23 protein-coding genes and 2 other RNA genes are annotated in these 23,953 nt (G+C 70.8%); 17 read left to right on the top strand and 8 right to left on the bottom strand.

Annotated features, from left to right (window positions below; genetic code table 11):
- Nucleotides 1–52: 52 nt before the first annotated feature.
- Genes STVA_RS25785 through STVA_RS25775 form a run of 3 tightly spaced genes read right to left on the bottom strand, consistent with a single transcriptional unit; the run spans nt 53 to nt 2,784 of the window.
- Nucleotides 53–1,024, bottom strand: coding sequence for an ABC transporter ATP-binding protein (locus STVA_RS25785; protein ID WP_123690671.1), 972 nt, complete (start codon nt 1,022–1,024; stop codon nt 53–55).
- Nucleotides 1,021–2,007: an ABC transporter ATP-binding protein gene (locus STVA_RS25780; RefSeq protein ID WP_123690673.1), complete on the bottom strand. Its 987-nt coding sequence runs from the start codon at nt 2,005–2,007 to the stop codon at nt 1,021–1,023. Before STVA_RS25780 ends, STVA_RS25785 begins: the two co-directional genes overlap by 4 nt.
- Nucleotides 2,008–2,037: 30 nt before the next feature.
- Complete coding sequence (locus STVA_RS25775) at nt 2,038–2,784, bottom strand: DUF1028 domain-containing protein (RefSeq protein WP_123690675.1); 747 nt, start codon at nt 2,782–2,784, stop codon at nt 2,038–2,040.
- Nucleotides 2,785–2,903: 119 nt separating this feature from the next.
- On the opposite strand from STVA_RS25775, the gene STVA_RS25770 reads away from it, so the two are divergent.
- The 6 genes from STVA_RS25770 to STVA_RS25745 all read left to right on the top strand — a co-directional run bounded on the left by STVA_RS25770 (nt 2,904) and on the right by STVA_RS25745 (nt 8,548).
- Nucleotides 2,904–3,629, top strand: a complete 726-nt coding sequence (locus STVA_RS25770; RefSeq protein WP_123690677.1) for a DUF1028 domain-containing protein — start codon at nt 2,904–2,906, stop codon at nt 3,627–3,629.
- Nucleotides 3,630–3,631: 2 nt separating this feature from the next.
- Nucleotides 3,632–4,309, top strand: coding sequence for a DUF1028 domain-containing protein (locus tag STVA_RS25765; RefSeq protein WP_123690679.1), 678 nt, complete (start codon nt 3,632–3,634; stop codon nt 4,307–4,309).
- A gap of 60 nt (nt 4,310–4,369) precedes the next feature.
- Nucleotides 4,370–5,872, top strand: coding sequence for an ABC transporter substrate-binding protein (locus tag STVA_RS25760; protein ID WP_123690681.1), 1,503 nt, complete (start codon nt 4,370–4,372; stop codon nt 5,870–5,872).
- A 30-nt stretch (nt 5,873–5,902) separates the two neighbouring features.
- On the top strand, nt 5,903–6,817 hold the full coding sequence (locus STVA_RS25755; protein ID WP_123690683.1) for an ABC transporter permease: 915 nt from the start codon (nt 5,903–5,905) through the stop codon (nt 6,815–6,817).
- A gap of 5 nt (nt 6,818–6,822) precedes the next feature.
- Complete coding sequence (locus STVA_RS25750) at nt 6,823–7,665, top strand: ABC transporter permease (protein ID WP_123690685.1); 843 nt, start codon at nt 6,823–6,825, stop codon at nt 7,663–7,665.
- A 109-nt stretch (nt 7,666–7,774) separates the two neighbouring features.
- A complete protein-coding gene (locus STVA_RS25745) occupies nt 7,775–8,548 on the top strand; it encodes a GntR family transcriptional regulator (RefSeq protein ID WP_123690687.1) in 774 nt (257 codons plus the stop codon).
- A 22-nt stretch (nt 8,549–8,570) separates the two neighbouring features.
- Here the strand turns inward: STVA_RS25745 and STVA_RS25740 are convergent, their stop codons facing one another.
- Genes STVA_RS25740 through STVA_RS25730 form a run of 3 tightly spaced genes read right to left on the bottom strand, consistent with a single transcriptional unit; the run spans nt 8,571 to nt 12,188 of the window.
- Nucleotides 8,571–8,951, bottom strand: coding sequence for a nuclear transport factor 2 family protein (locus STVA_RS25740; protein WP_123690688.1), 381 nt, complete (start codon nt 8,949–8,951; stop codon nt 8,571–8,573).
- A 46-nt stretch (nt 8,952–8,997) separates the two neighbouring features.
- Complete coding sequence (locus STVA_RS25735; protein ID WP_123690690.1) at nt 8,998–10,521, bottom strand: M81 family metallopeptidase; 1,524 nt, start codon at nt 10,519–10,521, stop codon at nt 8,998–9,000.
- 26 nt (nt 10,522–10,547) lie between these two features.
- Nucleotides 10,548–12,188, bottom strand: a complete 1,641-nt coding sequence (locus STVA_RS25730) for an ABC transporter substrate-binding protein (RefSeq protein ID WP_123690691.1) — start codon at nt 12,186–12,188, stop codon at nt 10,548–10,550.
- A 70-nt stretch (nt 12,189–12,258) separates the two neighbouring features.
- Here STVA_RS25730 and STVA_RS25725 point away from each other — a divergent pair, with 70 nt between their 5' ends.
- On the top strand, nt 12,259–12,960 hold the full coding sequence (locus tag STVA_RS25725; protein ID WP_123690693.1) for a GntR family transcriptional regulator: 702 nt from the start codon (nt 12,259–12,261) through the stop codon (nt 12,958–12,960).
- A 62-nt stretch (nt 12,961–13,022) separates the two neighbouring features.
- Here the strand turns inward: STVA_RS25725 and STVA_RS25720 are convergent, their stop codons facing one another.
- Nucleotides 13,023–13,226, bottom strand: coding sequence for a hypothetical protein (locus tag STVA_RS25720; protein ID WP_142235889.1), 204 nt, complete (start codon nt 13,224–13,226; stop codon nt 13,023–13,025).
- Between the two features lie 187 nt (nt 13,227–13,413).
- Between STVA_RS25720 and ffs the strand changes: the two genes are divergently transcribed.
- The 7 genes from ffs (at nt 13,414) to STVA_RS25685 (ending at nt 17,881) form a co-directional block, all read left to right on the top strand.
- Nucleotides 13,414–13,511, top strand: an RNA gene (gene ffs, locus STVA_RS25715) — signal recognition particle sRNA small type.
- A 46-nt stretch (nt 13,512–13,557) separates the two neighbouring features.
- On the top strand, nt 13,558–15,378 hold the full coding sequence (locus STVA_RS25710) for a DNA polymerase III subunit gamma/tau (protein WP_123690697.1): 1,821 nt from the start codon (nt 13,558–13,560) through the stop codon (nt 15,376–15,378).
- The gene (locus STVA_RS25705; protein WP_123690698.1) at nt 15,375–15,698 is read left to right on the top strand and encodes a YbaB/EbfC family nucleoid-associated protein; all 324 of its coding nucleotides are present in this window, start codon (nt 15,375–15,377) and stop codon (nt 15,696–15,698) included. Before STVA_RS25710 ends, STVA_RS25705 begins: the two co-directional genes overlap by 4 nt.
- A 19-nt stretch (nt 15,699–15,717) precedes the next feature.
- A complete protein-coding gene (recR, locus tag STVA_RS25700) occupies nt 15,718–16,308 on the top strand; it encodes a recombination mediator RecR (protein WP_123690700.1) in 591 nt (196 codons plus the stop codon).
- A gap of 18 nt (nt 16,309–16,326) precedes the next feature.
- Nucleotides 16,327–16,640: a transfer-messenger RNA gene (gene ssrA / locus STVA_RS25695) on the top strand.
- 81 nt (nt 16,641–16,721) lie between these two features.
- Nucleotides 16,722–17,276 carry an SspB family protein gene (locus tag STVA_RS25690; RefSeq protein WP_123690702.1) on the top strand — a complete coding sequence of 185 codons (555 nt, stop codon included), beginning with the start codon at nt 16,722–16,724 and terminating at the stop codon, nt 17,274–17,276.
- Nucleotides 17,273–17,881: an NUDIX domain-containing protein gene (locus STVA_RS25685; RefSeq protein WP_123690704.1), complete on the top strand. Its 609-nt coding sequence runs from the start codon at nt 17,273–17,275 to the stop codon at nt 17,879–17,881. The genes STVA_RS25690 and STVA_RS25685 overlap by 4 nt, the downstream gene beginning before the upstream one ends.
- Here STVA_RS25685 and mutY read toward each other — a convergent pair.
- Nucleotides 17,878–18,972, bottom strand: coding sequence for an A/G-specific adenine glycosylase (gene mutY, locus STVA_RS25680; RefSeq protein WP_123691344.1), 1,095 nt, complete (start codon nt 18,970–18,972; stop codon nt 17,878–17,880). The two genes, STVA_RS25685 and mutY, sit on opposite strands and share 4 nt — an antisense overlap.
- 47 nt (nt 18,973–19,019) lie before the next feature.
- Here mutY and STVA_RS25675 point away from each other — a divergent pair, with 47 nt between their 5' ends.
- From STVA_RS25675 to STVA_RS25665, 3 genes are all read left to right on the top strand, one after another.
- Entirely contained in the window at nt 19,020–19,544 is a 525-nt protein-coding gene (locus tag STVA_RS25675; RefSeq protein WP_170216517.1) for a DUF721 domain-containing protein, read from the top strand.
- Nucleotides 19,545–19,637: 93 nt separating this feature from the next.
- Nucleotides 19,638–20,237 (top strand): DsbA family protein, encoded by a 600-nt coding sequence (locus STVA_RS25670; RefSeq protein WP_246782845.1) that lies wholly within the window; start codon nt 19,638–19,640, stop codon nt 20,235–20,237.
- Between the two features lie 7 nt (nt 20,238–20,244).
- Nucleotides 20,245–23,784, top strand: coding sequence for an AAA family ATPase (locus tag STVA_RS25665; protein WP_123690708.1), 3,540 nt, complete (start codon nt 20,245–20,247; stop codon nt 23,782–23,784).
- The last annotated feature ends 169 nt before the right edge of the window (nt 23,785–23,953 follow it).

The following is a 23,953-nucleotide window of genomic DNA, read 5'->3' as shown; positions in this document are numbered from 1 at the left end:
CTGCGCGGGGTGCAATCGTCCGCCGTGATCCTGCTTCAGGCGTGATCCCGCTTCAGGCACGGGCGTCGGCCAGGTGGCAGGCGACCTCGCGCTCGGCCACCTGGCGGAGCGCCGGCACTTCCACCCGGCAGCGGTCGACCGCCAGCGGGCAGCGCGGATGGAAGGGGCAGCCGGGTGGCGGGTTCATGGCGCTGGGGATCTCGCCCCGCACCGCCGCGCGGACGCGCGGGCGGCCGGGCCGGGGCAGCGGGGCCGCGGCCAGCAGCGCCTCGGTGTAAGGGTGGAGCGGGTGGCTGTAGATCGTACGCTTGGCGCCGATCTCGACGATGCGGCCCAGATACATGACCGCCACCCGGTCGGCGATGTGCCGCACCACGCGCAGGTCGTGCGAGACGAAGACGTAGCTGAGGCCGCGCGCCCGTTGCAGGTCGCGCAGCAGGTTCACGACCTGCGCCTGCACCGACACGTCCAGCGCCGATACCGGCTCGTCGCAGACGATCAGGGCCGGGTCGAGCGCCAGGGCCCGCGCGATGCCGACGCGCTGGCGCTGCCCGCCCGAGAACTGGTGCGCGTAGCGCTGGCCGTGCTCGGCCGCCAGCCCGACCATCTGCAACAGTTCCGGCGCGCGGCGGCGGCGCTCCTCGCGCGACCGGCCGGCCAGGCGCAGCGGCTCGGTCACGATCTCGTCCACGCGCATGCGCGGGTTGAGCGAGCCGTAGGGGTCCTGGAAGATCATCTGGAAGCGGCGGCGCAGCGCCTGGAGGGCCGCCCCCTCCGCCCCCGTCACGTCCTGCCCGTCGAAGGTGACGGACCCGGCGGTCGGCTCCAGCAGGCGGATCAGCAACCGGCCCAGCGTGGACTTGCCGCAGCCGCTTTCGCCCACCAGCCCCAGCACCTCGCCCGGCGCCACCGTCAGGTCGACGCCGTCGACCGCGCGCACCGTGCCGATGCGGCTCATGCCGAGCGGCCCGCCCAGCACCGGGAAATGCTTGCTGAGGCCCTGGGCGCGCAGCAGTTCGGTCATGCCTGGCCGCCGATGACGGCCGGCGACGACAGCGGTCGAATGCAGGCCGCCTCGTGCCCGATTCCGATGCTGGCGAGCGGCGGTTCGGCGGCGCGACAGGCATCGACCACCCGGGGGCAGCGCGGCGCGAACCGGCAGCCATCGGGCATGGCGGCCGGCAGCGGCACCGACCCCTCGATCACCTCCAGCCGGTCCTCGACCGCGTCGTCGGGGATGCAGCGCAGGAGGGCGGCGGTATAGGGGTGGGCGGCGTGGTCAAACAGGCCGGCGGTGTCGGCTCGCTCGGCGACGCGGCCGGCATAGAGCACGACCACCCGGTGGGCATGCTCGGCCACCACGCCCAGGTCGTGGGTGATGAAGAGGATCCCCATGCCGAACTCCGCCTGGAGGTCGGAGAGCAGGTCCATGATCTGCGCCTGGATGGTGACGTCGAGTGCTGTGGTCGGCTCGTCGGCGATCAGCAGGGCCGGCTTGCAGGCAAGGGCGGCCGCGATCATCACCCGCTGGCGCATGCCGCCCGACAGGCGATGGGGATAGTCGTCCATGCGCTGGGCCGCCGATGGGATGCCGACGCGGTCGAGCAGGGCGATCGCCTGGGCGCGGGCATCGGTCCGCGACAGGCGGCGATGCAGGCGCAAGGGCTCCATGACATGGCCGCCGACCGACAGCAGCGGGTTCAGCGACGACATCGGCTCCTGGAAGATCATGGCGATGCGGTCGCCGCGGATCCGGGCCATCTCGCGCTCGCTGAGGCGGGCCAGGTCGTGGCCGTCGAACCGGATGGACCCGCCCGCCACCCGCCCCGGCTCCTGCAACAGGCGCATGACGGCCATCGCCGTCACGCTCTTGCCGCTGCCGCTTTCGCCCACCAATGCCACGGTCTCGCGTGTGTCGACCGTGAAGCCGACGCGATCGACCACGATCGTCGGCCGCCGGGCGGGGCCGAAGGCGACGGACAGGTCGTCGATCTCGAGCAGCGCCATGACTTTATGTCGTCCGCGGGCCGTGCGTCGTCAGCCCGGACGCTTGCCGGCGGCGCGCGCGGCCGCGACATGGGCCGGCGGCACGCCGAACTGCCGCTCGATGCCCTTGCCTTTCAGATAGTCCTTGTGGCGGCCGACGCGCGGGTTGTTGCAGCGCTCGGCATAGAACGGCACCAGCGGCTGGAACCAGTCGAACTGCCGGCGCAGCTCGGCGATCGGCTCCAGCGACAGGTCGACCCGCAGGTCGATGCGGGCGACCGATTGGTTGTCGTAGACGAGGATGGCGGCCGAGGTCTGGCCCTCGACCTGGCCGCCGGCGTCGCGGCCGGCCTCGATCGCGCGCATCAGCCGCTCGTCGAAGGGCTGGTCTGCATGGGCGAGGTAGCCGTCATGGATCGCCTGCACCACATGGGCGCCTTCCAGCAGGTTGCCCATGGCGACGAAGCCGTCGCCAACCAGGTGCCCGGCCCAGGGCCGGTTCTCGCCACCCGTGCGGGCCAACGCCGTGCCGTGGATGTCGATGACGGCGATCTGGCGGAATTCCACGTCGACGTCGCTGTCCTCCAGCTCGCGCATCACCTTGGGCGCCTTGAAGCCCATCTCCAGCAGCTTCATGCCGACGCGCGCGATGCGCGGCTCCGGCGTCGCCTGGTGGGCGATGACGCCGACATTGTGCATCACATGGACGCAGCGCGAGCCGACGGCGGGCGAACTGGTGGCAATGCAGATGCCAAGCGATCCGGTGGTGGGGCAGCGGGCCGCGACGGTGAAAGTCATAGCGCCTCCTCCGGCCGGCAACGGTGCCGGCTAATTGTCCGGACGACCATACATTCGGTCATTGCCTGCCGCAAGCCAGTCGGCTACCGTCCAGGAAACGGCAACCACGGAGCCAAGCAATGCTGGGGCCATTCGGCGAGGAATTCTCCACGTTCGCCATTTCGGCACGCTGTCCCGACACCGGCAAGTACGGCGTCGCCATCTCGACCCGGCCGATGTGCGTGGGCGCGCGCTGCCCCTTCATCCGCCCCGGCCTCGGCGTCGTCGTCACCATGGCGGTGACCGACCCCCGCCTCGGCCCGCTCGGCCTGAAGCTGCTCGACCTCGGCTACTCGGCCCAGCGCACGCTGGACGAGATCGCCGCCAGCGACCCGCATGTCGAATACCGCCAGATCTCGGTCATCGACCGCGACGGCAACGCGGTGGCACGCACCGGGTCCGACAACAAGGATTGGTCGGGCCATTTCTGCGAGCCGAACATGGTGGCGATGGGCAACGGCCTCATCTCCGAGCGCACCGCATCGGCCATGGCCGACACCTTTCGGGCGACGGCGGGCGACGATCTCGAGGCGCGCCTGATGGCGGCGCTGGAGGCCGGGCGCGATGCCGGCGGGCAGCATGGCGGCCAGCACTCGGCCGCACTCCTCGTCTACCGTACCCAGGACTATCCGCTGGTCGACCTGCGCGTCGACGAGCATGTCGAGCCGATCGGCGAGCTGCGCCGCATGTTCGACATCTATCGCCCGCAGATCGAATATTACGAGACGCGGCCGTGGCAGCCTTGGGCGCTCGGCGTGGTCGAGGACTGGGTGGCCGAGCGCGCCGCCGCGAAGGGGGGCAAGTAGCCATGACCTTCACCGTCGTTGGCCGCTGCCCGCGGACCAAGATGCTGGGCGTCGCCATGGCGACCCATGCGCCGGCCGTCGGCAACCGCTGCCCGGTCGTCATCCCGCGCATGGCGGCTGCCTCCGTCCAGGCCATTGCCGACCCGCGCCTGACGCTGCTCTGCACCAAGCTGATGGGTCTGGGCTACCACGCCGGCAAGATCATCGAGGAGCTGGAGGCGAGCGACCCCAACGCGCCGCTGCGCCAGGTCGGCGTGGTCGATGCCTGGGGCAATGCGGCTGCCATGACCGGGTCCGAGAACGGCGCCCATGCCAGCCACATCCTGGGCAAGGGCTGGCTCGTCATGGGCAATGGCGTCATCGGTCCGCAGGTGATCGAGGCGATGGCGGCCTCCATGACCGCCACCGTCGACGAGCTGCTGGAAGAGCGGCTGGTGCGCGCGGTCGAGGCCGGCGGGGCCGCCGGTGGCCAGGCGGACGGGCACTTCTCGTCCTCCATCCTGGTCTATGGCGACGAGCCGTTCGCCTATATCGACCTGCGCGTGGATGTGCATCACGAGCCGATCGGCGAGCTGCGCCGCATCTTCGAATGGTTCCGCCCGCTGCTGCCCTACTACGCCGCGCGACCGTACAACCCGCGCCTGCCGCGGGACGATCGCTGGCGCGAGCAGCAGGCCTGATCCCGCAAACCTGAAGCCCTCAACCTGAAGCCCTCAACCTGAAGCACGGGGAGAATCCGGATGCGACCCTTCCTCGCCGCGATCGGGACGGCGGCACTCGCCGCCTGGTCCTTCGCCACGCCTTGCCTGGCCCAGGCCAAGGACGACATGCTGGTCGTGGGCGCGGCCGTATTCACGGATTCCATCAGCCCGGCGGCCGGCGGCTACATCACCCTCAGCCTGGTGTTCCAGACCTGGGAGCCGCTGGTCGCCCGCGATGCCGACGACAAGCTGGTCCCGGCCCTGGCCGAGCGGTGGGAGACGCTGAGCCCGACCCACTGGCGCTTCCACCTGCGCCGCGGCGTGAAGTGGCATGACGGCACGCCCTTCACCGCCGCCGACGTGAAGTTCACCATCGACTACGTGACCGATCCCAAGACGGTCTATGTCCGCAAGGGCCGCATCGCCGGCATCGTGGCGACTGAGGTGGTGGACGAGAACACGGTCGACATCCGCACCGCCGCGCCCGCCCCCCTGCTGCTGCGCGGCTTGGCCGACATCGCCGTCGAGCAGAAGGCGGTGACCGAGAAGCTGGGCCAGCGCGAGGCTCATCGCCGGCCGGTCGGCACCGGCCCGTGGAAGTTCGGCGAGTGGGTGGCGGGCGATCGCTACGACCTGGTCGCCAACCCCGACTACTGGGGCGGGCCGCCGGCCATGAAGCGGCTGCGCATCCGCACGATCTCGGAAGGTGCCACCCGCGTCGCCTCGCTGATCGCGGGCGAGACCCACATCATCGAGGAAGTGCCGGTCGACCTGCTGCCGTCGGTGGAGCGCCGGCGCAACCTCAAGGTCGATTCCATCGAATCCTCGGTCAGCCTGGTGCTGACCTTCGACACGCGAAAGCCGCCCTTCAACGACGTCCGCGTCCGCCAGGCGGTCGACTACGCGATCGACAAGAAGACCCTGCTGCAACAGATGCTGGGCGGCTACGGCTCGGTGCTGGATGGCCAGCTCGTCACCAAGGCGACCTTCGGCCACAACCCGAATCTCCAGGCCCGCCCGTTCGACCTGGCGAAGGCCAAGGCGCTGCTGGCCGAGGCCGGCCATCCCAAGGGCTTCGATACCAAGATCACCACGCTCTCGGGCCGCTATCTGTCGGACGTCGACATCGCCAATGCGGCCGCTGGCATGATGACGGCGGCCGGCGTGCGCGCCACGGTCAACGTGGTCGAGGGCGGGGTGTGGTCGCAGCTCGATCGCAACAAGGAACAGGGGCCGATGTACCAGATCGGCTGGTTCAGCGTCGGCGACGCGGACTTCAACACCGTCTGGTACACCGAGGCCAGCAAGCGTAACTACTGGACCAACGCCGAGTTCGATCGGTTGTGGGAGCAGGGCCGCTCGACGCTGGACGAAGCCGAGCGGCTACGCATCTACCACCGCATGATGGCGATCATGCACGAGGAGCTGCCGTCGATCTTCCTCTTCGGCCTGCCGCGCATCTCCGCCCGGCTGGCCAATGTCGAAGGCTGGCAGCCGTCCCGCGACTCCTTGCTTCGCCTGCACAAGGTGAAGGTGAAGTAGGCCGCGCCCACAAGGAAACGGACCCGACCGGTGCGCTACGTCCTCCGGCGCCTGCTGCTGGTGCCGATCCCGCTGCTGCTGGTGGTCGCCTTCGTCTTCGTCGTGCTGCGGCTGACGGGCGACCCGGTGGCGATATATCTGGGCCTCGACGCCACGCCGGAGCAGGAGGAACTGCTGCGGGCGGAACTGCACCTCGACCAGCCGATCCCGGTGCAGTTCGCCTACTTCCTGGCCGACCTGCTGCAAGGCGACTTCGGCACCAGCATCCAGTTCAAGATGGCCGCCATGCAGATCGTCGGCGAGCGGCTGGAGGCGACGCTGCTGCTGCTGGGCCTGGGTCTTTCGGCGGCCATCGTGCTGGGCGTGCTGGGCGGGGTGGCCTGCGCGGTGTGGAAGGACAAGCTGCCGGACTTCGTCATATCGGTGCTGGCGGTGGCCGGCCAGTCGATGCCCAGCTTCTGGCTCGGCATCCTGCTGATCCAATTCTTCGCGCTCGACCTTGGCTGGCTGCCGACCTCGGGCCGGGGCGGCTGGGAGCATCTGGTGCTGCCGACCGTCACCCTGGCCACCTTCCTGGTGCCGAACTTCATCCTGGTCACGCGCATCAGCGTGCTGGAAACCGCGCGCGAGCAGTTCGTCGTCACCGCCCGGGCGCGCGGCGCCGGTGCTGCGCGGGCCCTGTGGCTGCATGTCCTGCCCAATGCCATCAACCCGGTGGTCAGCCTCATCGGCCTGCAACTCGGCCGGCTGATGGGCGGGGCCGTGGTGACCGAGACCATCTTCGCCTGGCCCGGCGTCGGCCGGCTGATGGTCAGCGCCATCTTCCAGCGCGACGTGCCGGTGGTGATCGCGTCCGTGTTCATCGTCGCCGTCACCATCGTCATCGCCAACCTGCTGGTCGACCTCGTCCAGGCGGCGATCGACCCGCGCATCCGGATGCGCTGACCGGCATGCGCATCTTCGGCCCCCATCTCAAGATCACGATCGGCGTGGTGCTGGTCGTCGGCATGGCCTTCGTGGCGATCTTCGCCGACTGGCTGGCGCCGCACGATCCCTATGCCCAGAACCTGATGCTGCGCCTGCGCCCGCCGGTCTGGGCCGATCGCGGTAGCTGGGCCCATCCGCTGGGCACCGACAATTTCGGCCGTGATCTGCTGTCCCGCCTGATCCACGGCTCGCGCCTGTCGATCGCCGTCGGCCTGCTGGCGATGGCCGTGGCGCTGACCATCGGCACGGTGCTGGGCCTGCTGGCGGGCTATCTCGGTGGCCGGGTGGAGCAACTGATCATGCGCTTCGCCGATGCCTATCAGGCGATCCCGGAGATTCTGCTGGCGATCGTCGTCGTCGCCGTCTTCGGCGGCGGCCTGACGGTGCTGATCCTGGTGCTGGGTTTCGCGGGTTGGGAGACCTACACCCGCGTCGTCTTCAACCTCACCCGGTCGCTGCGCGAGCGTCCCTTCGTCGAAGCCGCGATCGCGTCGGGGGCAGGCGGGCGCTACGTCATGCTGCGCCACATTCTGCCGCAGATGGCCCCGGTCCTGACGGTGATCGCCACGCTCCAGGTGGCCCAGCTCATCCTTCAGGAAACCGCGCTCAGCTTCCTCGGCCTCGGTCTGCCGCCGCCGACCGCCACCTGGGGCAACATCCTGGCCGAGGGCCGCGACCGGCTGCTGGTGGCGCCATGGATCGCCAACCTGGCCGGCGGGGCGATCATCCTGCTGGTGCTGGGGGTGAACCTGCTGGGCAACGGCCTGCGCGAAACCCTCGATCCGAAGCGGGCGGACCGTCACTGATCGGCCGCATCGCGGGAAAATCCTGGCGGCTCGACGCGCGGACAGACCGAGGCTAGGTTCCGCCCCCCGGCGGCCCGCCAGTCTGCGGCCGTTCAGAGAAAGGAATGCGATGCGTCGCGACCCGGTGCCCGCCTACTACCGGATCTACCAAGCCTTGAGCGAGCGGATTACCGGCGGCGTCTATCCGATCGGCACCAAGCTGCCGACCGACCATGAGATCATGGCGGAATTCTCGGTCAGCCGGCACACGGCACGGGCCGCCGTCGAGGAACTGGTATCACGCCAGCTCGTGCGTCGCTTTCCCGGCCGCGGCACCTTCATCCTGGAGAACGACCCCGCTCGGCCGGACTGGAGCGCGCGGGCGCTCGAGGACCTGCTGATCGTCGACCCGGAGGCTCGCTTCGCCCTGCATGCGATCGAGTATCTCGAGCAGGGCTCGGCCGCGCCGGTGGCGCAGATGCTGCGCCTGCCGGCCGACCAGCGGATCATGCGCATCGCCTGGAGCCGGGTGCGGCCGGAAGGACCGATCGCCTATTGCGCGGCCCACCTGCCGGGTGCCTTGGCCGCCCGCCTGCCGCCCGACCTGGGCGAGCGGTTGCAGACCTCGCGCACCATCCCGCTGATCGAGAAGTTCTGCGGCGTGCAGGCTTTCCGCGTGCGCCAGGTCTCGACCGCCGTCGCCGCCGACCAGGCCATGGCGGGCCGGCTGGAGGTGGCGCCGGGCACGCCCCTGCTCCTCCTCCAGCGGACCTATTTCGACGTCGAGGGGATGCCGATCTACTATTCGGACCTCTATGTCCGGTCCGATCGCTTCCAGCCCAAGATCGAGCTGTTCCGCTTCCGCCAGCAGGTGGAACTGGCGCGGATCGGGGCGGCGGACTGAACCGCCCCGCCCCGGAGCCCGATCAGGTGCGCTGCTTCCACAGCGTGTCCTTGTACTTGATGCGGCGGTTCTCGAACTCGTAGAGGTCGCAGCCGTCCAGCTCCAGCGTCTCGCCGCGGGCGTCCTTGCCGGTGACGCTCCAGTATGAGACGGCGCGCGTGCCGTGGAACCAGCGATACTGGTGCTTCCAGGCCATGTCCGGGATGTTGGCGAAACGCTCGGTCAGGAAGCGGCCGATCGCCTCGCGGCCGACATAGCGCTCGCCATAGGCATGCGGTCCGCGCGCGGTGGCGAATACCCCGTCCTCGGTGAACAGGCGGCAGATCCAGTCGACATCGCGGGCGTTGAAGGCGTCGTGGATCTCCTGCATCAGGGCTTCGTCGACATGCACGGTCTCGGTCATCGGGCAACTCCGGTCGGTGGGGGTGACGGGAACGGCGATTGAACGGTCAGGCACCGGTGTGGGCGGTGCCGTCCCAGGCGGCGTCGCGGTCGACCGGATAGATCGGCCGACGCAACCGCTGGAACCGGAAGAGCGACAGGTCGGAGGTGGCGACCCCGATGCCCGCGCAATAGACGATGCCCTTGGCAATCGGCTCGTAGGTCGGGCGGAACTGGGTCTTGGACTTGACGACCAGGAAGCGCTGGGCCGCGGGGTCGATCCCCACGGTCCGGAACACGCCATGGTCGTAGGGCTCGGTGCGACGGGAGGAGACGACGATGGTGGCCGGCCCGACGTCGAAGGCAACGGTCGGGCCGAGGTTGATCCGGGTCCCGGTATAGACGGGCCCCTCGACCACGAACTGCCCGTCGGAGACGGCGCGCACCACCCCGGTCAGGCGCAGCGGCCGGCCATGCTCGGCCAGGGCGGCGGCCGGCATCTTCTCGCCCAGCTCCACCGTCACGGTGGCGCCGACGCCGGCCGCGACCAGGATCGCGGCCGCCTCCGGATCGCACAGGGGTGCCGCCGCAATGCCGGTCAACCCCTGCTCGATCGCCGCCCCGATCACCGTCATCGAATCGCAGACGCCGCCGGAATTGCAGTTGTCGGCATGGTCGACCAGGACCACCGGGCCGGAGCCCGGCCGGTCGGCCAGCGCCTTGGCAAGGGCGATCGAATCGGCCAGCGGCTCGGAATGGAAGTCGAAGTCGGCGCGCTGTGCCCAGCCGGCGGCCAGGATGCGGTCGCGCACCGCCTCGGCCCGGGCGCGCTGGCCGGCCTCGGCCATGATCACGACCGACAGCGCGGTGTCGGGCGAATCGCCGAGCCAGAAGCCGCTGAAGACGCTGACGGTCAGGATGCCGGGTTCGGACTCCGCCTCCTTGGCCATCGCGACCAGGGTGCGCAGCGGCTCCTGGCTGGTGTTGGTGCGGATGCCGAGCGGCAGGATGGGGGCACTGCCCCAGACGATCTCGGGCTGCGAGCGGCCGTCCATGCGGGCCAGCATGATGTCGGCCGCCCGCTCGCCCGTCTCGTACATGTCGATATGGGGAAAGGTCTGGTAGCCGACCGCGACATCGACCGCGGCCATCATCGCCGGGCTGATGTTGGCGTGCAGGTCGAGCGCCAGGCAGATCGGCATGCCGGGGGCGGCCGCCCGTACCCGCGCCAGCAGCTCGCCATCACCATCGTCGTAGCGGTCGGTGATCATCGCCCCGTGCAGGTCGAGGAAGAGGGCGTCGGCACCCGCCTTCGCCGCCTCCACCAGCGGGGCCACGATCGCCTCGAACGCAGCGTCGTCGACCGGGCCGCTCGGGCTGCAACGGGCGACGATCGGCGTCACCACCTCGACCCCGCGCGCCTCGGCCCGGTCGAGGAAGGCGCCCATGGGGATGCGCGCCCGGCGGAAGTTGTCATAGGCCTCGCGGCCGTAGAACGGCCCCGCGCCGACGCCGAACTTGTCGAGCGTGGTGGGGACCGGCGAGAAGCTGTTGGTCTCGTGGCTGATGCAGGCGACGATCCAGCGGGTCATCGGGCAGGTCCTCCGGTCATCGGGCCTCAGTTCATCCGCGTGAGCCAGACGCGGACCTTGGCGTCGGGTGCCGCCCACATCTCGACGTTGCGCCGCGCGCCCAGGACCAGCGGCTCGCGGTAGAGCGGCAGGGCGGCATAGTCGGCCTTGATCGCCAGGAACGCATCCTTCATCAGGCCCTGGCGCTTGGCCGGGTCGACCTCGACGCCGATCTGGTCGATCAGCGCATCGACCTTGGGGTTGCCGTACTTGCCGGGGTTCCAGGTGCCGCTGCGCGGCGCCTTGGTGTGGAAGACGTTGTTGAGGATCGAGAAGGCGTCGAGCTGCGGGGTATTCGCCCAGCCCAGGATGTAGATGTCGGCCTGCCCGTTCAGCACCTTCTTCAGGTAGGGCGCATAGGGATGGGTCTGGAACGCGGCCTTCACGCCGATGCGCGCCCACATGCCGACGACGGCCTGGCAGACCTGCTCGCCATTCACGAAGCGCTCGGTCGGGCAGTCGAAGCCGACGCGGAAGCCGTCGGGATAGCCGGCCTCGGCCAGCAGGCGCTTGGCGGCGTCGGGGTCGAAGGGGGCCGGCTCGGCCGCGATCTCGGGCGCGTAGCCCTGGATTTCCGAGGCGACGAGGGCGTGGGTCGGCACGGTCAGGCCGCGCAGCAAGCGCCTGGTGATCGCGTCCCGATCGACCGCCTGGTAGAGCGCCTGGCGGACGCGGACGTCGCCCAGCGGGTTGCGGCCCTTCACGTCGCTGTCGTTCAGCTCGGCCGCGCCGATGTTGAGGCCGAACAGCGCCACTTTCAGGTCGGGGATCTCGATGACCTTCAGGTCCTGGCTGCGGCGGATGCGGTCGACGTCCTGCACGGCGATCGGCGTCACCAGGTCGACCTCGCCCGACAGCAAGGCCGCCACCCGGGTGGCGTCGGCGCCGAGCGGCCGGTAGACGATCTTCTCGATATTGTGCTCGGGCTTGTCCCACCAGTCGGGATTGGCCTCCATCACCGTCTCGACGTCGGGGCGACGCGAGACGAGGCGGAACGGCCCGGTGCCGTTGGTGTTGCGGGTGGCGAAGGATTCCTCGCCCTTGGCCGGGTTCACCGCCCGCAGGGTGTCGTTCTTCTCCAGCCACTGCCGGTCCATGATGTAGACGCCGGCCAGGTCGTTCAGGATGATCGGATAAGGGCCCTGCAAGACGATCTCGACCGTGTGGTCGTCGATTGCGACCACCTCCTTGATCATCTGCGTCGCCGGCCGATAGGGGGAGTTCGGGTCGCTGGCGCGCTGCAGCGAGGCGACCACGTCCTCGGCTGTGAAGGGGTTGCCGTCATGGAACTTGACGCCGCGGCGGAGCACGAAGCGCCAGCGGTCGGGCGCCAGCATGGTCCATTCGGTCGCCAGCGACGGCTCGAATCGGTACTGGCGGTCGTAGCGGACCAGTGGCTCATAGATGTTGTTGAGGAGGGACGCGTTGACCGGGATATAGGCCCCGTAGGGGTCCATGGTCGTGGCGTCGTTGCTGTGCGCCCAGCGCAGCGTCTTGCCTTGGGCGACCGCCGGTGACGACAGCCCGATTGTGGCCATGGCGGCCGCGCCCGCGATGAGGCCGGCGGCGGCGGTGAGGGTGCGGGCGAGCCGTGGCCGGCCTCCCGATGCGCTTGCCTTGGGCATCATGCTTCCGCTCCTCTGGAAATAGGATGCGGGCGAGCCTATAGGATTGGATACAATATTCAAGGGAGGAAAAATGACCTTGCGCCCAGCACGCGCTCCAGGTCCCGGCGCGGCGATCCCCAGCCTGCCGGATCTCGCCTATGCCCATCTCCAGGCGGAAATCCTGTCGGGCGCGCTGCCGCCCGGGGCGCCATTGCGGCAGGAGGATATCGCCACCCGCCTGGCGATCAGCCGGTTGCCCGTGCGCGAGGCGCTGGCCCGGCTTGAGGCCGACGGGCTGGCGGTCCTGCGGCCGCGGCGCGGCTACATCGTGACCGACCTCGACGCCGACGAGATCGTCGACCTATGCGATATCCGCGCCATGCTGGAAGAGCGGGCGGGCTTTCTGGCAACCCAGCGCCGCACCCAGGAGGACGTAGCCGCCCTGACCGCGATCCTGGAGGAGATCGACACCCTCGACGCCGATGGTGGCATCGCACTGTCGGATTTTGCCGAGCGCAACCTCGCCTTCCATGAACGGCTGTTCGCGCCATGTGCGCGCCCCCGCCTGATCCGCCTGATGGCGACGCTCCGGGGCTCGGTCGACCGCTATGCCCGGATGACGGCTGCCGTCGCCGGCTCGCTGGGGCGTGCCCAGCCGGAACACTGGCTGATCCTGGACGCCTATCGCGCCGGCGACGCGACGGAGGTCGGGCGCCTCTGCCGGGCCCATGTCGAGGGCACGGCGGGCCGGCTGATATCGGCCCTGGAGAAACTGCGTATGCCGGCCGGCTGAACCGGCGAAAGGCGGTGCGCGCCGCGCACCGCCTTGCTTCGTTCGGTCGACACCCTGTTCGATCAGCGTCCCTGGAACGCGACCGCGCCGAACTTGCCCTCGTCGAGGTTGCGGCCGTACTTGCCCTCGTCGATGCTCTGGCCGTACTTGCCGTCATCGAGGTTGCGGCCGAACTTGCCCTCGTCCAGACCCGACGCGGCCAGCGGCGAAGCGGCGGCGGCAATGGCGATCAGGGCGGCGGCGGTCAGCGTGCGAAGGTTGGTCATGGTCTTCTCCTTGGTCTCCGGTCGGTGCGGCGGGCCATTGCCCGTTGCCATGACCAGAAGGTAGACCCGTAGCCCCGGCGCGATAATCTGCTCATCTGGAGACTGATTGTTTCCTGATGGTGCGCAATAATCGAACAGGCGGACTCCTCTTGCCCCCGCGGCCGTCCGGCCTGATATAGTGCCCCCGGGAGGCTGGCGGCGGACGAATCCCTCGCCAACCCGGTCAGGTCCGGAAGGAAGCAGCCGTAACGAGTTCCGGTTCGGGTCGTTCGTTCAGCCTCCCACCTTCTGCGCATCCGCCAACCAGGGGCTCGAGCCGGCCGCCGGCGCCATGACCGATCCGACCGCCCCCCTCCAGCCCTATCGCGTCCTCGCCCGGAAGTATCGCCCCGCCCGCTTTGCCGACCTGATCGGCCAGGAGGCGCTGGTGCGTACGCTGGGCAATGCGCTGCGCACCGGCCGCATCGCCCATGCCTACATGCTGACCGGCGTCCGTGGGGTGGGCAAGACGACCACCGCCCGCATCATCGCGCGCGCGCTCAATTGCATCGGCGTGGACGGCAAGGGCGGGCCGACCATCGACCCCTGCGGCGTCTGCGCCAACTGCACGGCGATCGCCGAGGACCGGCATGTCGACGTGCTGGAGATGGACGCCGCGTCCCGCACCGGCGTCGGCGACATGCGCGAGCTGATCGACGGCGTGCGCTACCTGCCGGTCCAGGCACGCTACAAGATCTACATCATCGACGAGGTCCACATGCTGTCGGGGGCGGCGTTCAATGCGCTGCTGAAGACGCTGGAGGAGCCGCCGTCGCACGTGAAGTTCGTCTTCGCCACGACCGAGATCCGCAAGGTCCCGATCACCATCCTGTCGCGCTGCCAGCGCTTCGACCTGCGGCGGATCGAGGCCGACCGCCTGTTCGAGCATTTCCGCCGCATCGCCGGCGAGGAAGGCGTGGCGGCCGAGGACGAGGCGTTGCGCCTGATCTCGCGCGCGGCCGACGGCTCGGTGCGCGACGGCCTGTCGCTCCTCGACCAGGCGATCGCGCTGGGCGACGGGCCGGTCGAGGCCGCCCGCGTGCGCGACATGCTGGGCCTGGCCGATCGCGGCCAGATCTTCGCGCTCTTCGCCGCAGTGATGAAGGGGGCGGTGGCCGACGCGCTCGACCGCTTCGATGCCGCCTACCGGTCGGGCGCCGACCCGGTGGCCGTGCTGCAGGACTTGCTGGGCGTGGTCCACATGGTGACGCGCCTGAAGACCGCGCCCGAATCGGTGGAGGCCGCCAGCCTGCCCGAGATCGAGCGCGTGGAAGGCGGCGCGCTGGCCGAGGCGCTGTCGGTGCCGGTGCTGACCCGCGCCTGGCAGATCCTGCTGAAGGGCCTGGGCGAGACGCAGACCGCCCCGGTGCCGCGCCAGGCGGCCGAGATGGTGCTGATCCGCCTGGCCCATGTCGCTAACCTGCCCGACCCGGCCCAGCTCGTCCGCCTGCTGGAAGAGCAGCGCAATGGTGCCGCCCCGCCGGCGCCGGCCCCCGCCGGCCCGGGGGCCAATGGCGGGATGCGGGCGGAGGCGGGTGGTCGGCCGCGGCCCTTGCCGACGATGGCGCCCAGCCCCGTGCCTGTCGTCGCGGCCCAGGCCGCCGAGCTGCCGCAGCCGGCCAGCTTTGCTGCCGCCGTAGCGCTTTTCACCGAGCGGCGGGAAGCGATCCTCCATTCGCAGATCCTGCAGGACGTCCACCTCGTGCGCTTCGATGTGGGGCGCATCGAGGTGCGCCTGCGCCCGCAGGCGCAGCGCGACATTCCCAACCGCATGGGCTCGCTGCTGACGGAATGGACCGGCCGGCGCTGGGTCATCAGCGTGTCCGACCAGCCGGGCGAGGCCACCCTGCGCGAGCAGGCAGCCGAGGCCGAATCGGCCCTGCGTGATCAACTGTCCCAACACCCGCTGGTGCGGGCGGTGCTGGACGCTTTTCCGGGCGCCGAGATCGAGCGCATCCGCCAGCCGGAGGGATCGACCCCGGCGCCACCCGCCGCGATCATGGAACGGCCGGTCGGTGGTCGCGGCGGCGAACCTCCCCCGGAACCCGATTTCGTGCCCGAGGATTATCCCGACGACGACGTCGACCCCTACGACGGAGAGGACTTTCCATGAAGAATATCGGCGAGATGATGCGCCAGGCGCAGCAGATGCAGCAGCGCATGCAGGAAATGCAGGACGGCCTGGCCAATATCGAGGCGACCGGCAGTTCGGGCGCCGGGATGGTCGAGGTGACGCTGAACGGCAAGGGTGCGGCACGCCGCATCCGCATCGACCCGCAACTCCTGGAGCCCAAGGAGACCGAGGTGCTGGAAGACCTGATCGTGGCCGCGATCAACGACGCCAAGGCCAAGGTCGACGCCCACGCCGCCGAGGAGATGGCCAAGCTGACCGGCGGCCTGAAGCTGCCGCCCGGGATCAAGCTGCCGTTCTGAGGCCGGGCGGAAACCCGCCATGGCCGGTGGACCGGAGATCGAGCGGCTGGTGCTGCTGCTCTCCAAGCTGCCGGGCCTGGGCCCGCGCTCGGCCCGCCGCGCCGCCCTCTTCCTGCTGAAGCGTCGCGCCCTGGTGATGGAGCCGCTGGCCGCGGCCATGGCCGACGCGGCGGCCAAGGTCCGCCCGTGCAGCCGCTGCGGCAACCTGGACACGATCGATCTCTGCTCGCTGTGCGCCGACTCGCGCCGCGACGGGTCGATCATCTGCGTCGTGGCCGACGTGGCCGACCTGTGGGCTATGGAGCGGTCCGGCGCCTTCCGCGGCCAGTACCACGTGCTGGGCGGCCTGCTGTCGGCGCTGGACGGCGTGCGGCCGGAGGACCTGTCGATCGGGCGCCTGGCCGCGCGCGTCCCGGACGAGGCGGTGGAGGAGGTGGTGCTGGCCCTCAACGCCACCGTCGACGGCCAGACCACCGCGCACTATGTGGCCGAGCGGCTGGAGCCGACGGGCGTGCGCGTGTCGCGCCTGGCCCATGGCGTGCCGGTCGGCGGCGAGCTCGACTATCTGGACGAAGGCACCCTGGCGGCCGCGCTCAAGGCCAGGCGATAGGCGATCTCCGTCACGCCACCCCTGGCGCCGGGCGCGCCCAGCGCCTATATTGGGCGTGTCGGGAAACCGACTATGGCGATAAATGGTGCGCGGAATAAGCGTTACGGACCCGGGGGCAGTGCCCGGCGCCTCCACCATTCCTTCCGGGGCCTTGCGGCCCCGACCGATGGGGGCGAACCAGGATCGACGTGCGTAGTAAAGGCGATGCTTTTGCCCGGCATGATACCGCCGTTATCGGGTCACATCCTAAGTGCGAATGACAACAAGGTCGCACTCGCTGCCTAACCGGTAAGCGCGGTTCGGGGGGCACCGGGCAACAGAAGCCCCCCACTGAACAAGGCACCCTCCCCGCGAGGGATTGCCAGGCCCACCGGGCCGCGGACGAACCTTGAGGCGGGGGACAGCCGGAGCGCATGGCGAAGGACCATTTCAACTATCCGGCCCTGATGGATGCCGCCCTGCGCGGCGTCGTGCGCAAGGTGATCGAGCGGACGGCCGAGCGCGGAATTCCCGGCTCCCACCATTTCTACATCAGCTTCCGTACCGACTATCCCGGCGTAGAGCTGCCCGACTATCTGCGGGAGCAGTACCCTGAGGAGATCACGATCGTCATCCAGCACCAGTTCTGGGGGCTGGAGGCCGACGACGACAAGATGGCCGTCACGCTCAGCTTCCGCGACATCCATGAGCGCCTGGTGATTCCGTGGCCGGCCCTGACCGGCTTTGCCGATCCCGCCGTCAGCTTCGGGCTGCAGTTCGAGGCGCGCGGCGATGCCGCTGCCCCGGCCAAGCCCAAGCTCGAGGTGAAGTCCAGGTCGGAGCCGCGGACCGAGGCACAGATGCATTCCCTGCCGACGCCCGTACCCGCCGCCGAGCAGCCGCCAGGCGAAGCCGACAAGGGCGACGCGGAAAAGCCCGCCGTCCGCACCGGCGAGGTCGTGACCCTCGACGCCTTCCGCAAGAAGTGAGCGATACCCCGGCCGATCCGGCCGAGTCCAACCCCTGGACGATCCGCCAGGCGGAAGTGCGCTACGAGAATCGCTGGATCAGCGTCACGCACAACGACGTGCTGACGCCTGCCGGCACGCCCGGCGTCTACGGCACCGTCCACTACAAGAATCTCGCGATCGGGGTGATCCCCGTCGATGCCGACGGCGCCACCTGGCTGGTGGGGCAGTTCCGCTTTCCGCTCGGTGCCTATAGCTGGGAAATCCCCGAGGGCGGGGGTCCGCACGGCATCCCGCCGCTGGAATCGGCCATGCGCGAGCTGGTCGAGGAGACCGGCCTGGTCGCCCGCGCTTGGGCTCCCATCCTCGAGATGGACCTGTCGAACGCCGTCTCCGACGAACGGGCCTTTGCCTACCTGGCCTGGGACCTGACCCAAGGCCAGGCCATGCCTGAGCCGACCGAGCAATTGCAGCTTCGCCGCCTGCCGCTGCGCGAGGTCTTCGCCATGGTGCGCGCCGGCGGCATCCGCGACGCGCTAAGTGTCGCCGCCCTCCAGGCGCTGGAGCTGCGCTGGCGGGACGGCAGCCTGCCTGCCGGTCTGCGCGCGGTCCTGGGACCCGCCTAGCGGCGCACATCCGTCTCGGCCAGCGCGTGGCGGACGGCCTTTTTCATCAAGGTCGGCAGGGCATGGTCGCGCATCCCGTCGGGCGTCGCCCACAGGCCGAGTGCGGGATCGGCGCGGGCGACGCGGCCCGCTGCCACGGTCAGTTCCAGGGCGAAATGGGTGAAGACGTGGACCACCGTCCCGGCCAGCGGCTGCCAAGGGCCGGCGACGGGCGCCTCGGCCGCCGCCTCGGCCAGGCTCCAGGGCCGTTCCCGGAACGCCGTCGTCGGCAGGCCGGTCATCCCGCCCAGCAACCCCCGCTCGGGCCGGCGCCGCAGCAGCACCGAGCCGTCGTCGGCTGCCAGCCAGAAGGCGATCCCGTGGCGAACCGGCCGCGCCGCCTTGGCCGCCTTGGCCGGCAGTTCGCCGGCGATCCCCTCCGCCAGGCCGCGGCACTGGCCGGCCAGGGGACAGACCATGCAGCGCGGGCCGCGCGGGACGCAGACCGTGGCGCCCAGATCCATCATCGCCTGGGCATGGTCGCCCGGCCGGTCGGGCGGCGTCAGGGCGGCGGCGGCCAGCCGGATCGCGGGCTTGGCGGCCGGCAGCGGCGTTCGGATGGCGAACAGGCGCGCCACCACCCGTTCGACATTGGCATCGACCACCGTCGCCGGCCGACCGAAGGCGATCGCGGCCACGGCAGCCGCGATGTAGGCGCCCACGCCCGGCAGCGCCCGCAGGCCGTCCTCGCTATCGGGAAAGATGCCGCCCTGGGCCGCGACGATTCCGGCGGCCCGGTGCAGGTTGCGCGCCCGGGCGTAGTAGCCGAAGCCCTGCCAGGCGTGCAGCACCCGGTCGAGCGGCGCCTCGGCCAGCGCCGTCACGCTCGGGAACCGGGCGAGGAACCTCTCGAAGGCGTTGGCGACGGATGCGGCCGTCGTCTGCTGCAGCATCACCTCGCTGACCCAGACGCGGTAGGGGTCGGCGACCGCTCCCGGCAAGACCCGCCAGGGCAGGACGCGGCGATAGCGATCGTACCAGGCCAGCAACCGGCCGGAGATCGCCGCCGCCTCGTCGCCATCGATTGCAGGAAGATCAGGGCCAGACGGCATCGCCGGCACTATACTGGCGTCACGCCCAGCCACCCATGGATTTGCGCATGACCAAGGACACCAGAAGTGCCGCCGGCCTGGCGCCGGTCGGCCGCATGGTGCCGCAGCTCGCGCGCACCGTCTTCGCCCGCTACGGCTTTGCCGTGGCCGCGATCCTGACCGAATGGCCGACGATCGTCGGCCTGCCGCTGGCCAACCACACCGCGCCCGAGCGCCTGGTTTTCCCGACGGGGCAGCGGCGCGACGGCACGTTGCACCTGCGCGTGGAATCCGCCTGGGCGCTGGAGGTGCAGCACCTGTCCCACCGCATCGTCGAGCGGATCAACGCCCATTTCGGATTCCGCGCCGTCGCCCGCATGACGCTGCGCCACGGCCCGATGCCGCCACGGCCGGCGCCGCCTGTGCCCCCGCCGGCCGTTGAACCCGGCCCTGCGATCGAGGGCGGCCCCAGCCCCACGCTGAACGCCGCGCTCACCGACCTTGGCGCTGCGATGCGCCGGCAGGCCGCCATCGAACAGGCCGCGACGGAACGGGCAGCGAACGCCCGCTCGGCCAAGGGGGGGCGGCGTTAAGCCGCCGTCAGTTGCTTCGCTCCCGGCCGGCCCCTATATTCCGACCCCATATATCGTGGATCGGAGGTGGCATTGCCGCGATTTGCAGTAGTCGTGCGGTTCTGTGTGGTGGTGCTGGCCCTGGCCTTGCCCGGCGTGGCCGCGCGCGCGCAGGCACCCGCCCTGGAGGCCATGATGGCCGACCGCGTGATCGGCAAGGCGGATGCCCCGATCACCATCGTCGAGTACGCCTCGCTGACGTGCTCGCATTGCGCGGCGTTCCACAAGGACACGCTGCCCAGCCTGAAGCAGAACTGGATCGACACCGGCAAGGCCAAGCTGGTGTTCCGCGACTTCCCGCTGGACGGGCTGGCGCTGCGCGCCTCCATGATGGCCCGCTGCCTGCCGCAGGAACGCTATTTCCCGGTCGTCGACGTGCTGTTCAAGAACCAGGAGGGCTGGTCGCGCGCCCGTGACCCGCTGGCCGCGCTGTCGGCCACGGGGCGGCTGTCGGGCCTGTCCCAGGACGGTTTTGACGCCTGCATGAAGAACGAGGAGCTGCAGAAGGCCATCCTCGCCCGCGCCTTCGAGGGCCAGCAGCAGCACAAGATCGAGGCGACGCCCAGCTTCGTGATCCAGGGCGAGCTGTTCCGCGGTGCTGCCTCCTACGAGGAGTTGGACCGGGTCCTCAAGAAGGTCTCCCCCGGGGGCTGATCGGCGGATGGCGGACGGCGGCGTCGCCGGCGGCCCGCCCGAAGAGGCGGCCGGGAACGCGGACGGGACCGGCGGCGTGCGCGCCGCGGTCCAGTTCGCGAAACTGCGTCTGGCCGGCTTCAAATCCTTCGTCGATCCGACCGAGCTCTGGATCGAGCCGGGCATGACCGGCATCGTCGGTCCCAACGGCTGCGGCAAGTCCAACCTGGTCGAAGCGCTGCGCTGGGTGATGGGCGAGAACTCCGCCCGCCGCATGCGCGGCGGTGAGATGGACGACATCATCTTCGGCGGCACGACGGCACGGCCGGCGCGCAACCTGGCCGAAGTCACGGTGCTGCTCGAGAATTCCGCGCGCACGGCGCCGGGCATGCTGGCCGACCTGCCCGAGATCGAGGTCACCCGCCGCATCGAGCGCGGCGGCGGGTCGGCCTACCGCATGAACGGGCGCGAGACGCGCCAGCGCGACGTGCAGACCCTGTTCGCCGACCTCGGCACCGGGCCGCAATCCTCCAGCCTGGTCAGCCAGGGCCGCGTCGGCGCCATCATCAACGCCAAGCCGGAAGAGCGCCGCGGCCTGCTGGAGGAGGCGGCCGGCATCGCCGGCCTGCATGCGCGCAAGCACGAGGCGGAACTCCGCCTGCGCGCGGCCGAGCAGAACCTGACGCGGCTCGACGACGTCATCACGACGCTGGAAGGCCAGTTGGAACAGCTTCGCAAGCAGGCGCGCCAGGCGACCCGCTATCGCAAGGTGGGCGAACAGATCCGCCGCACCGAGGCGCTGCTGCTGCACTGGCAATGGCGAGCAGCCGTGGCGAACGCCTCGGCGACTTCTGCTGCGACGGAGGCCGCCATCCGGACGGTCACCGAGCGCACGGCCACGGCCGAAGGGGCCGCCCAGCGCGAGGAGACGTCCGGCCAGTCCCTGCCCGACCTGCGCGAACGTGCGGCCGAGGCCGCCGCGGCTCTGCTCGAACTGTCGGGCCAGCGCCAGGCGCTCGATGCGGAGGAAGCACGGGTCGCGGCCGCCCGCGCGCAGGTCGCCCAGCGCCTGACCCAGCTTGCCGCAGACGAACGGCGCGAGCGTGGGTTTGCGGCCGACGCGGTGGCCGCCGTCGGCAGGCTCGATGCCGAGGCGGCGGAACTGGAGGCGGCTCGCGCCGGCGAGGACGAGGTGGCCGCGGCCGCCCTCACGCTGCTGCGCGAGACCAAGGACGCGGTCGCCGAGCAGGACCGGCGGCTGGCCGAGGCGACCCAGCGGACCGCGGCCGAGGATGCCCGCCGCGCCGCCCTGGAACGGCAGGCCGCCGGTGCGGCCGACCGCTTGGCCCGCCTGCGCCGGGACAGCGAGGCGGCCAGTCGGGAGCATGCCCAGTGGCAGGCCTCGGCGGTGGCCGAAGCCGACATGGCGCAGGCCCGCCAGGCGGTGGCCGAGGCCGAAGCCCTGGTGGCCACGCTGCGCGAGCGCGCCGCCCAGGCCGAGGCGGCGCGAACCGAGGCCGAGGCCGTCCAGGCGTCGGCCGCCACCGCCCTGCGCGCGGCCGAGGGCAAGCGAACCGAGTTCAATGCCGAGCGGACCGCGCTCGAGCGCCTGCTGACGCGCGTCACCCCGGGCGGCCCGCCGATCGTCGATGCGATGACGGTTGCCATGGGCTACGAGGCGGCGCTGGGCGCGGCATTGGGCGATGACCTCGAGATTCCGGCGGAAGGGATCGGGGCTGCGCGCTGGACGGCCTTTCCCCCCTATCCCGACCCGGCCCCCCTGCCAGCAGAGGCCGAGGCCCTGTCGCGGCATGTGTCCGGCCCCCCGGCGTTGGCGCGTCGCCTGGGCCAGATCGGCATCGTCGCCGACCGTGCCGCCGGTGCCCGGCTGGCGCCGGACCTGCTGCCGGGCCAGCGCCTGGTCACCCGGGCGGGCGACCTGTGGCGCTGGGACGGGGTGACGATTGCCGCGGGCACGCCGTCGGCCGCGACCCAGCGGCTTAGCCAGCGCAACCGGCTGGCCGAGGTCAGCCGCCTTTTCGCCGATGCCGACGCCGCGGCCCAGCACCTGCGCCAGCAATCGGCCGCGGCCGATGCCGCCCGTGCCGAGGCCCAGAAGGCCGAGCGGGCCGCCCGCGACGCCCAGTCGGCCGCCCTCTCGGGCTTTGCCCGCAGCCGCGACCGGCTGGCCGCCCTCGATCGGGAGGCAGCCCAGACGGCGAGCCGGCTGGCCGCCGCGGTCGCCCGCCTGGAACGGATAGCCGCCGAACTGGCCGAGGCCCAGGCCGCCGCCGATGCCATCGCCGGCGAGCGGGCGGCCCTTCCCGACACGCGCGCCGGCCGGGACGAGGTCGAGCGGTTGCGCGGCCGCCTGGCCGAACTGCGCCTGATGCAGGCGGAGCGGCAGAGCGGCCACGACCGGCTGCTGCGCGAAGCCGCCGCCCGGCGCGAGCGCCTGGCCCGCATCGCGACCGAGCTGGCCGGCTGGCGCACGCGCAGCGAAGGCTCGGCCGGCCAGCTCGCCACGCTGGCGGAGCGCGCAGAAGCCGCCCGGGCCGAGGAGGCGCTGCTCGCCTCGCGGCCGGAAGAAATCGCCCGCGACCGGGCCAGTCTCGTCGCCCGCACCGCGGCGGCGGCCGAGGCCCGCACGGCCGCGGCCACGGTGCTGGCCGCCGCCGAGGCCGAGCATGCCGAGGCCCAGCGCCAGCGCAAGGCGGCCGATGCGGCCCTTGCCGGCGCGCGCGAGGACCGGGTGCGCGCCGAGGCCGCGTCCGAGCAGGCCATGCACGCCCGCGCCGCACTGCTGGAGCGCATCCGCGAGCGCGTCGACGCCCGCCCGGTCGACCTGCCCGGCCTGGCCGAGATCGCGCCCGACGCCCCGCCCGCCGACCCGGCCGAGATCGAGCGCCGCCTGGAGCGCCTGCTGCGCGAGCGCGAGTCGATCGGCCCGGTCAACCTGATGGCCGAGCAGGAGGCGAGCGAGCTGGAGACGCGTATCCAGGGCCTGATCGCCGAACGCGCCGACCTGACCGGCGCCATCCAGCGCCTGCGCCAGGGCATCGGCGCCCTCAACAAGGAAGGGCGCGAGCGCCTGCTGGGTTCGTTCGACAAGGTGAACGCCCATTTCCAGGAACTGTTCGTCGGCCTGTTCGGCGGCGGCCGCGCGCACCTTGCCATGACCGATGCCGAGGACCCGCTGGAAGCCGGGCTGGAGATCATGGCGAGCCCGCCCGGCAAGAAGCTGCAGGTGATGTCGCTGCTGTCGGGCGGTGAGCAGGCGCTGACCGCGCTTGCCCTGCTGTTCGCCGTGTTCCAGACCAACCCGTCGCCGATCTGCGTGCTGGACGAGGTCGATGCGCCACTGGACGACGCCAACGTCGACCGCTTCTGTGCGCTGGTCTCGCGCATCGGTGGCCTGACCGGCACCCGCTTCCTCATCATCACCCACCACCGCATCACCATGGCGCGGATGGACCGGCTGTTCGGGGTCACCATGGTCGAGCGAGGCGTTTCGCAGCTCGTCTCGGTCGACCTGCAGGCCGCCGAGCGTATCCGCCAGACGGGATGATCGGCCGATCCGGTGCTGCGACCTGCTGCCGCGGCGCAGCAATCGGCCCTGCCAATCCACGGATATCCTTGTCCTTTCAAGCTCTTGCTGGCCTAGTTTTGGCCCTTGACAGAAAAAACCCCCGTCCCTAGTGTCCGCGCGCTTCGGCGGGGATGTCCCTTGCCCGAGC

It is taken from the genome of Stella humosa, assembly GCF_006738645.1.
Classification (GTDB): Bacteria; Pseudomonadota; Alphaproteobacteria; order ATCC43930; family Allostellaceae; genus Allostella; species Allostella humosa.
The sequence above is the reverse complement of the archived record's forward strand: the minus strand, read 5'-3'. Positions and strand labels throughout refer to the sequence as shown.

Coding starts and splice junctions, on each gene's coding strand:
- STVA_RS25785 (WP_123690671.1), bottom strand. CDS start 1,024: ATGACCGAACTGCTGCGCGCCCAGGGCCTCAGCAAGCATTTCCCGGTG.
- STVA_RS25780 (WP_123690673.1), bottom strand. CDS start 2,007: ATGGCGCTGCTCGAGATCGACGACCTGTCCGTCGCCTTCGGCCCCGCC.
- STVA_RS25775 (WP_123690675.1), bottom strand. CDS start 2,784: ATGACTTTCACCGTCGCGGCCCGCTGCCCCACCACCGGATCGCTTGGC.
- STVA_RS25770 (WP_123690677.1), top strand. CDS start 2,904: ATGCTGGGGCCATTCGGCGAGGAATTCTCCACGTTCGCCATTTCGGCA.
- STVA_RS25765 (WP_123690679.1), top strand. CDS start 3,632: ATGACCTTCACCGTCGTTGGCCGCTGCCCGCGGACCAAGATGCTGGGC.
- STVA_RS25760 (WP_123690681.1), top strand. CDS start 4,370: ATGCGACCCTTCCTCGCCGCGATCGGGACGGCGGCACTCGCCGCCTGG.
- STVA_RS25750 (WP_123690685.1), top strand. CDS start 6,823: ATGCGCATCTTCGGCCCCCATCTCAAGATCACGATCGGCGTGGTGCTG.
- STVA_RS25745 (WP_123690687.1), top strand. CDS start 7,775: ATGCGTCGCGACCCGGTGCCCGCCTACTACCGGATCTACCAAGCCTTG.
- STVA_RS25740 (WP_123690688.1), bottom strand. CDS start 8,951: ATGACCGAGACCGTGCATGTCGACGAAGCCCTGATGCAGGAGATCCAC.
- STVA_RS25735 (WP_123690690.1), bottom strand. CDS start 10,521: ATGACCCGCTGGATCGTCGCCTGCATCAGCCACGAGACCAACAGCTTC.
- STVA_RS25730 (WP_123690691.1), bottom strand. CDS start 12,188: ATGATGCCCAAGGCAAGCGCATCGGGAGGCCGGCCACGGCTCGCCCGC.
- STVA_RS25725 (WP_123690693.1), top strand. CDS start 12,259: ATGACCTTGCGCCCAGCACGCGCTCCAGGTCCCGGCGCGGCGATCCCC.
- STVA_RS25720 (WP_142235889.1), bottom strand. CDS start 13,226: ATGACCAACCTTCGCACGCTGACCGCCGCCGCCCTGATCGCCATTGCC.
- STVA_RS25710 (WP_123690697.1), top strand. CDS start 13,558: ATGACCGATCCGACCGCCCCCCTCCAGCCCTATCGCGTCCTCGCCCGG.
- STVA_RS25705 (WP_123690698.1), top strand. CDS start 15,375: ATGAAGAATATCGGCGAGATGATGCGCCAGGCGCAGCAGATGCAGCAG.
- recR (WP_123690700.1), top strand. CDS start 15,718: ATGGCCGGTGGACCGGAGATCGAGCGGCTGGTGCTGCTGCTCTCCAAG.
- STVA_RS25690 (WP_123690702.1), top strand. CDS start 16,722: ATGGCGAAGGACCATTTCAACTATCCGGCCCTGATGGATGCCGCCCTG.
- mutY (WP_123691344.1), bottom strand. CDS start 18,972: ATGCCGTCTGGCCCTGATCTTCCTGCAATCGATGGCGACGAGGCGGCG.
- STVA_RS25675 (WP_170216517.1), top strand. CDS start 19,020: ATGACCAAGGACACCAGAAGTGCCGCCGGCCTGGCGCCGGTCGGCCGC.
- STVA_RS25665 (WP_123690708.1), top strand. CDS start 20,245: ATGGCGGACGGCGGCGTCGCCGGCGGCCCGCCCGAAGAGGCGGCCGGG.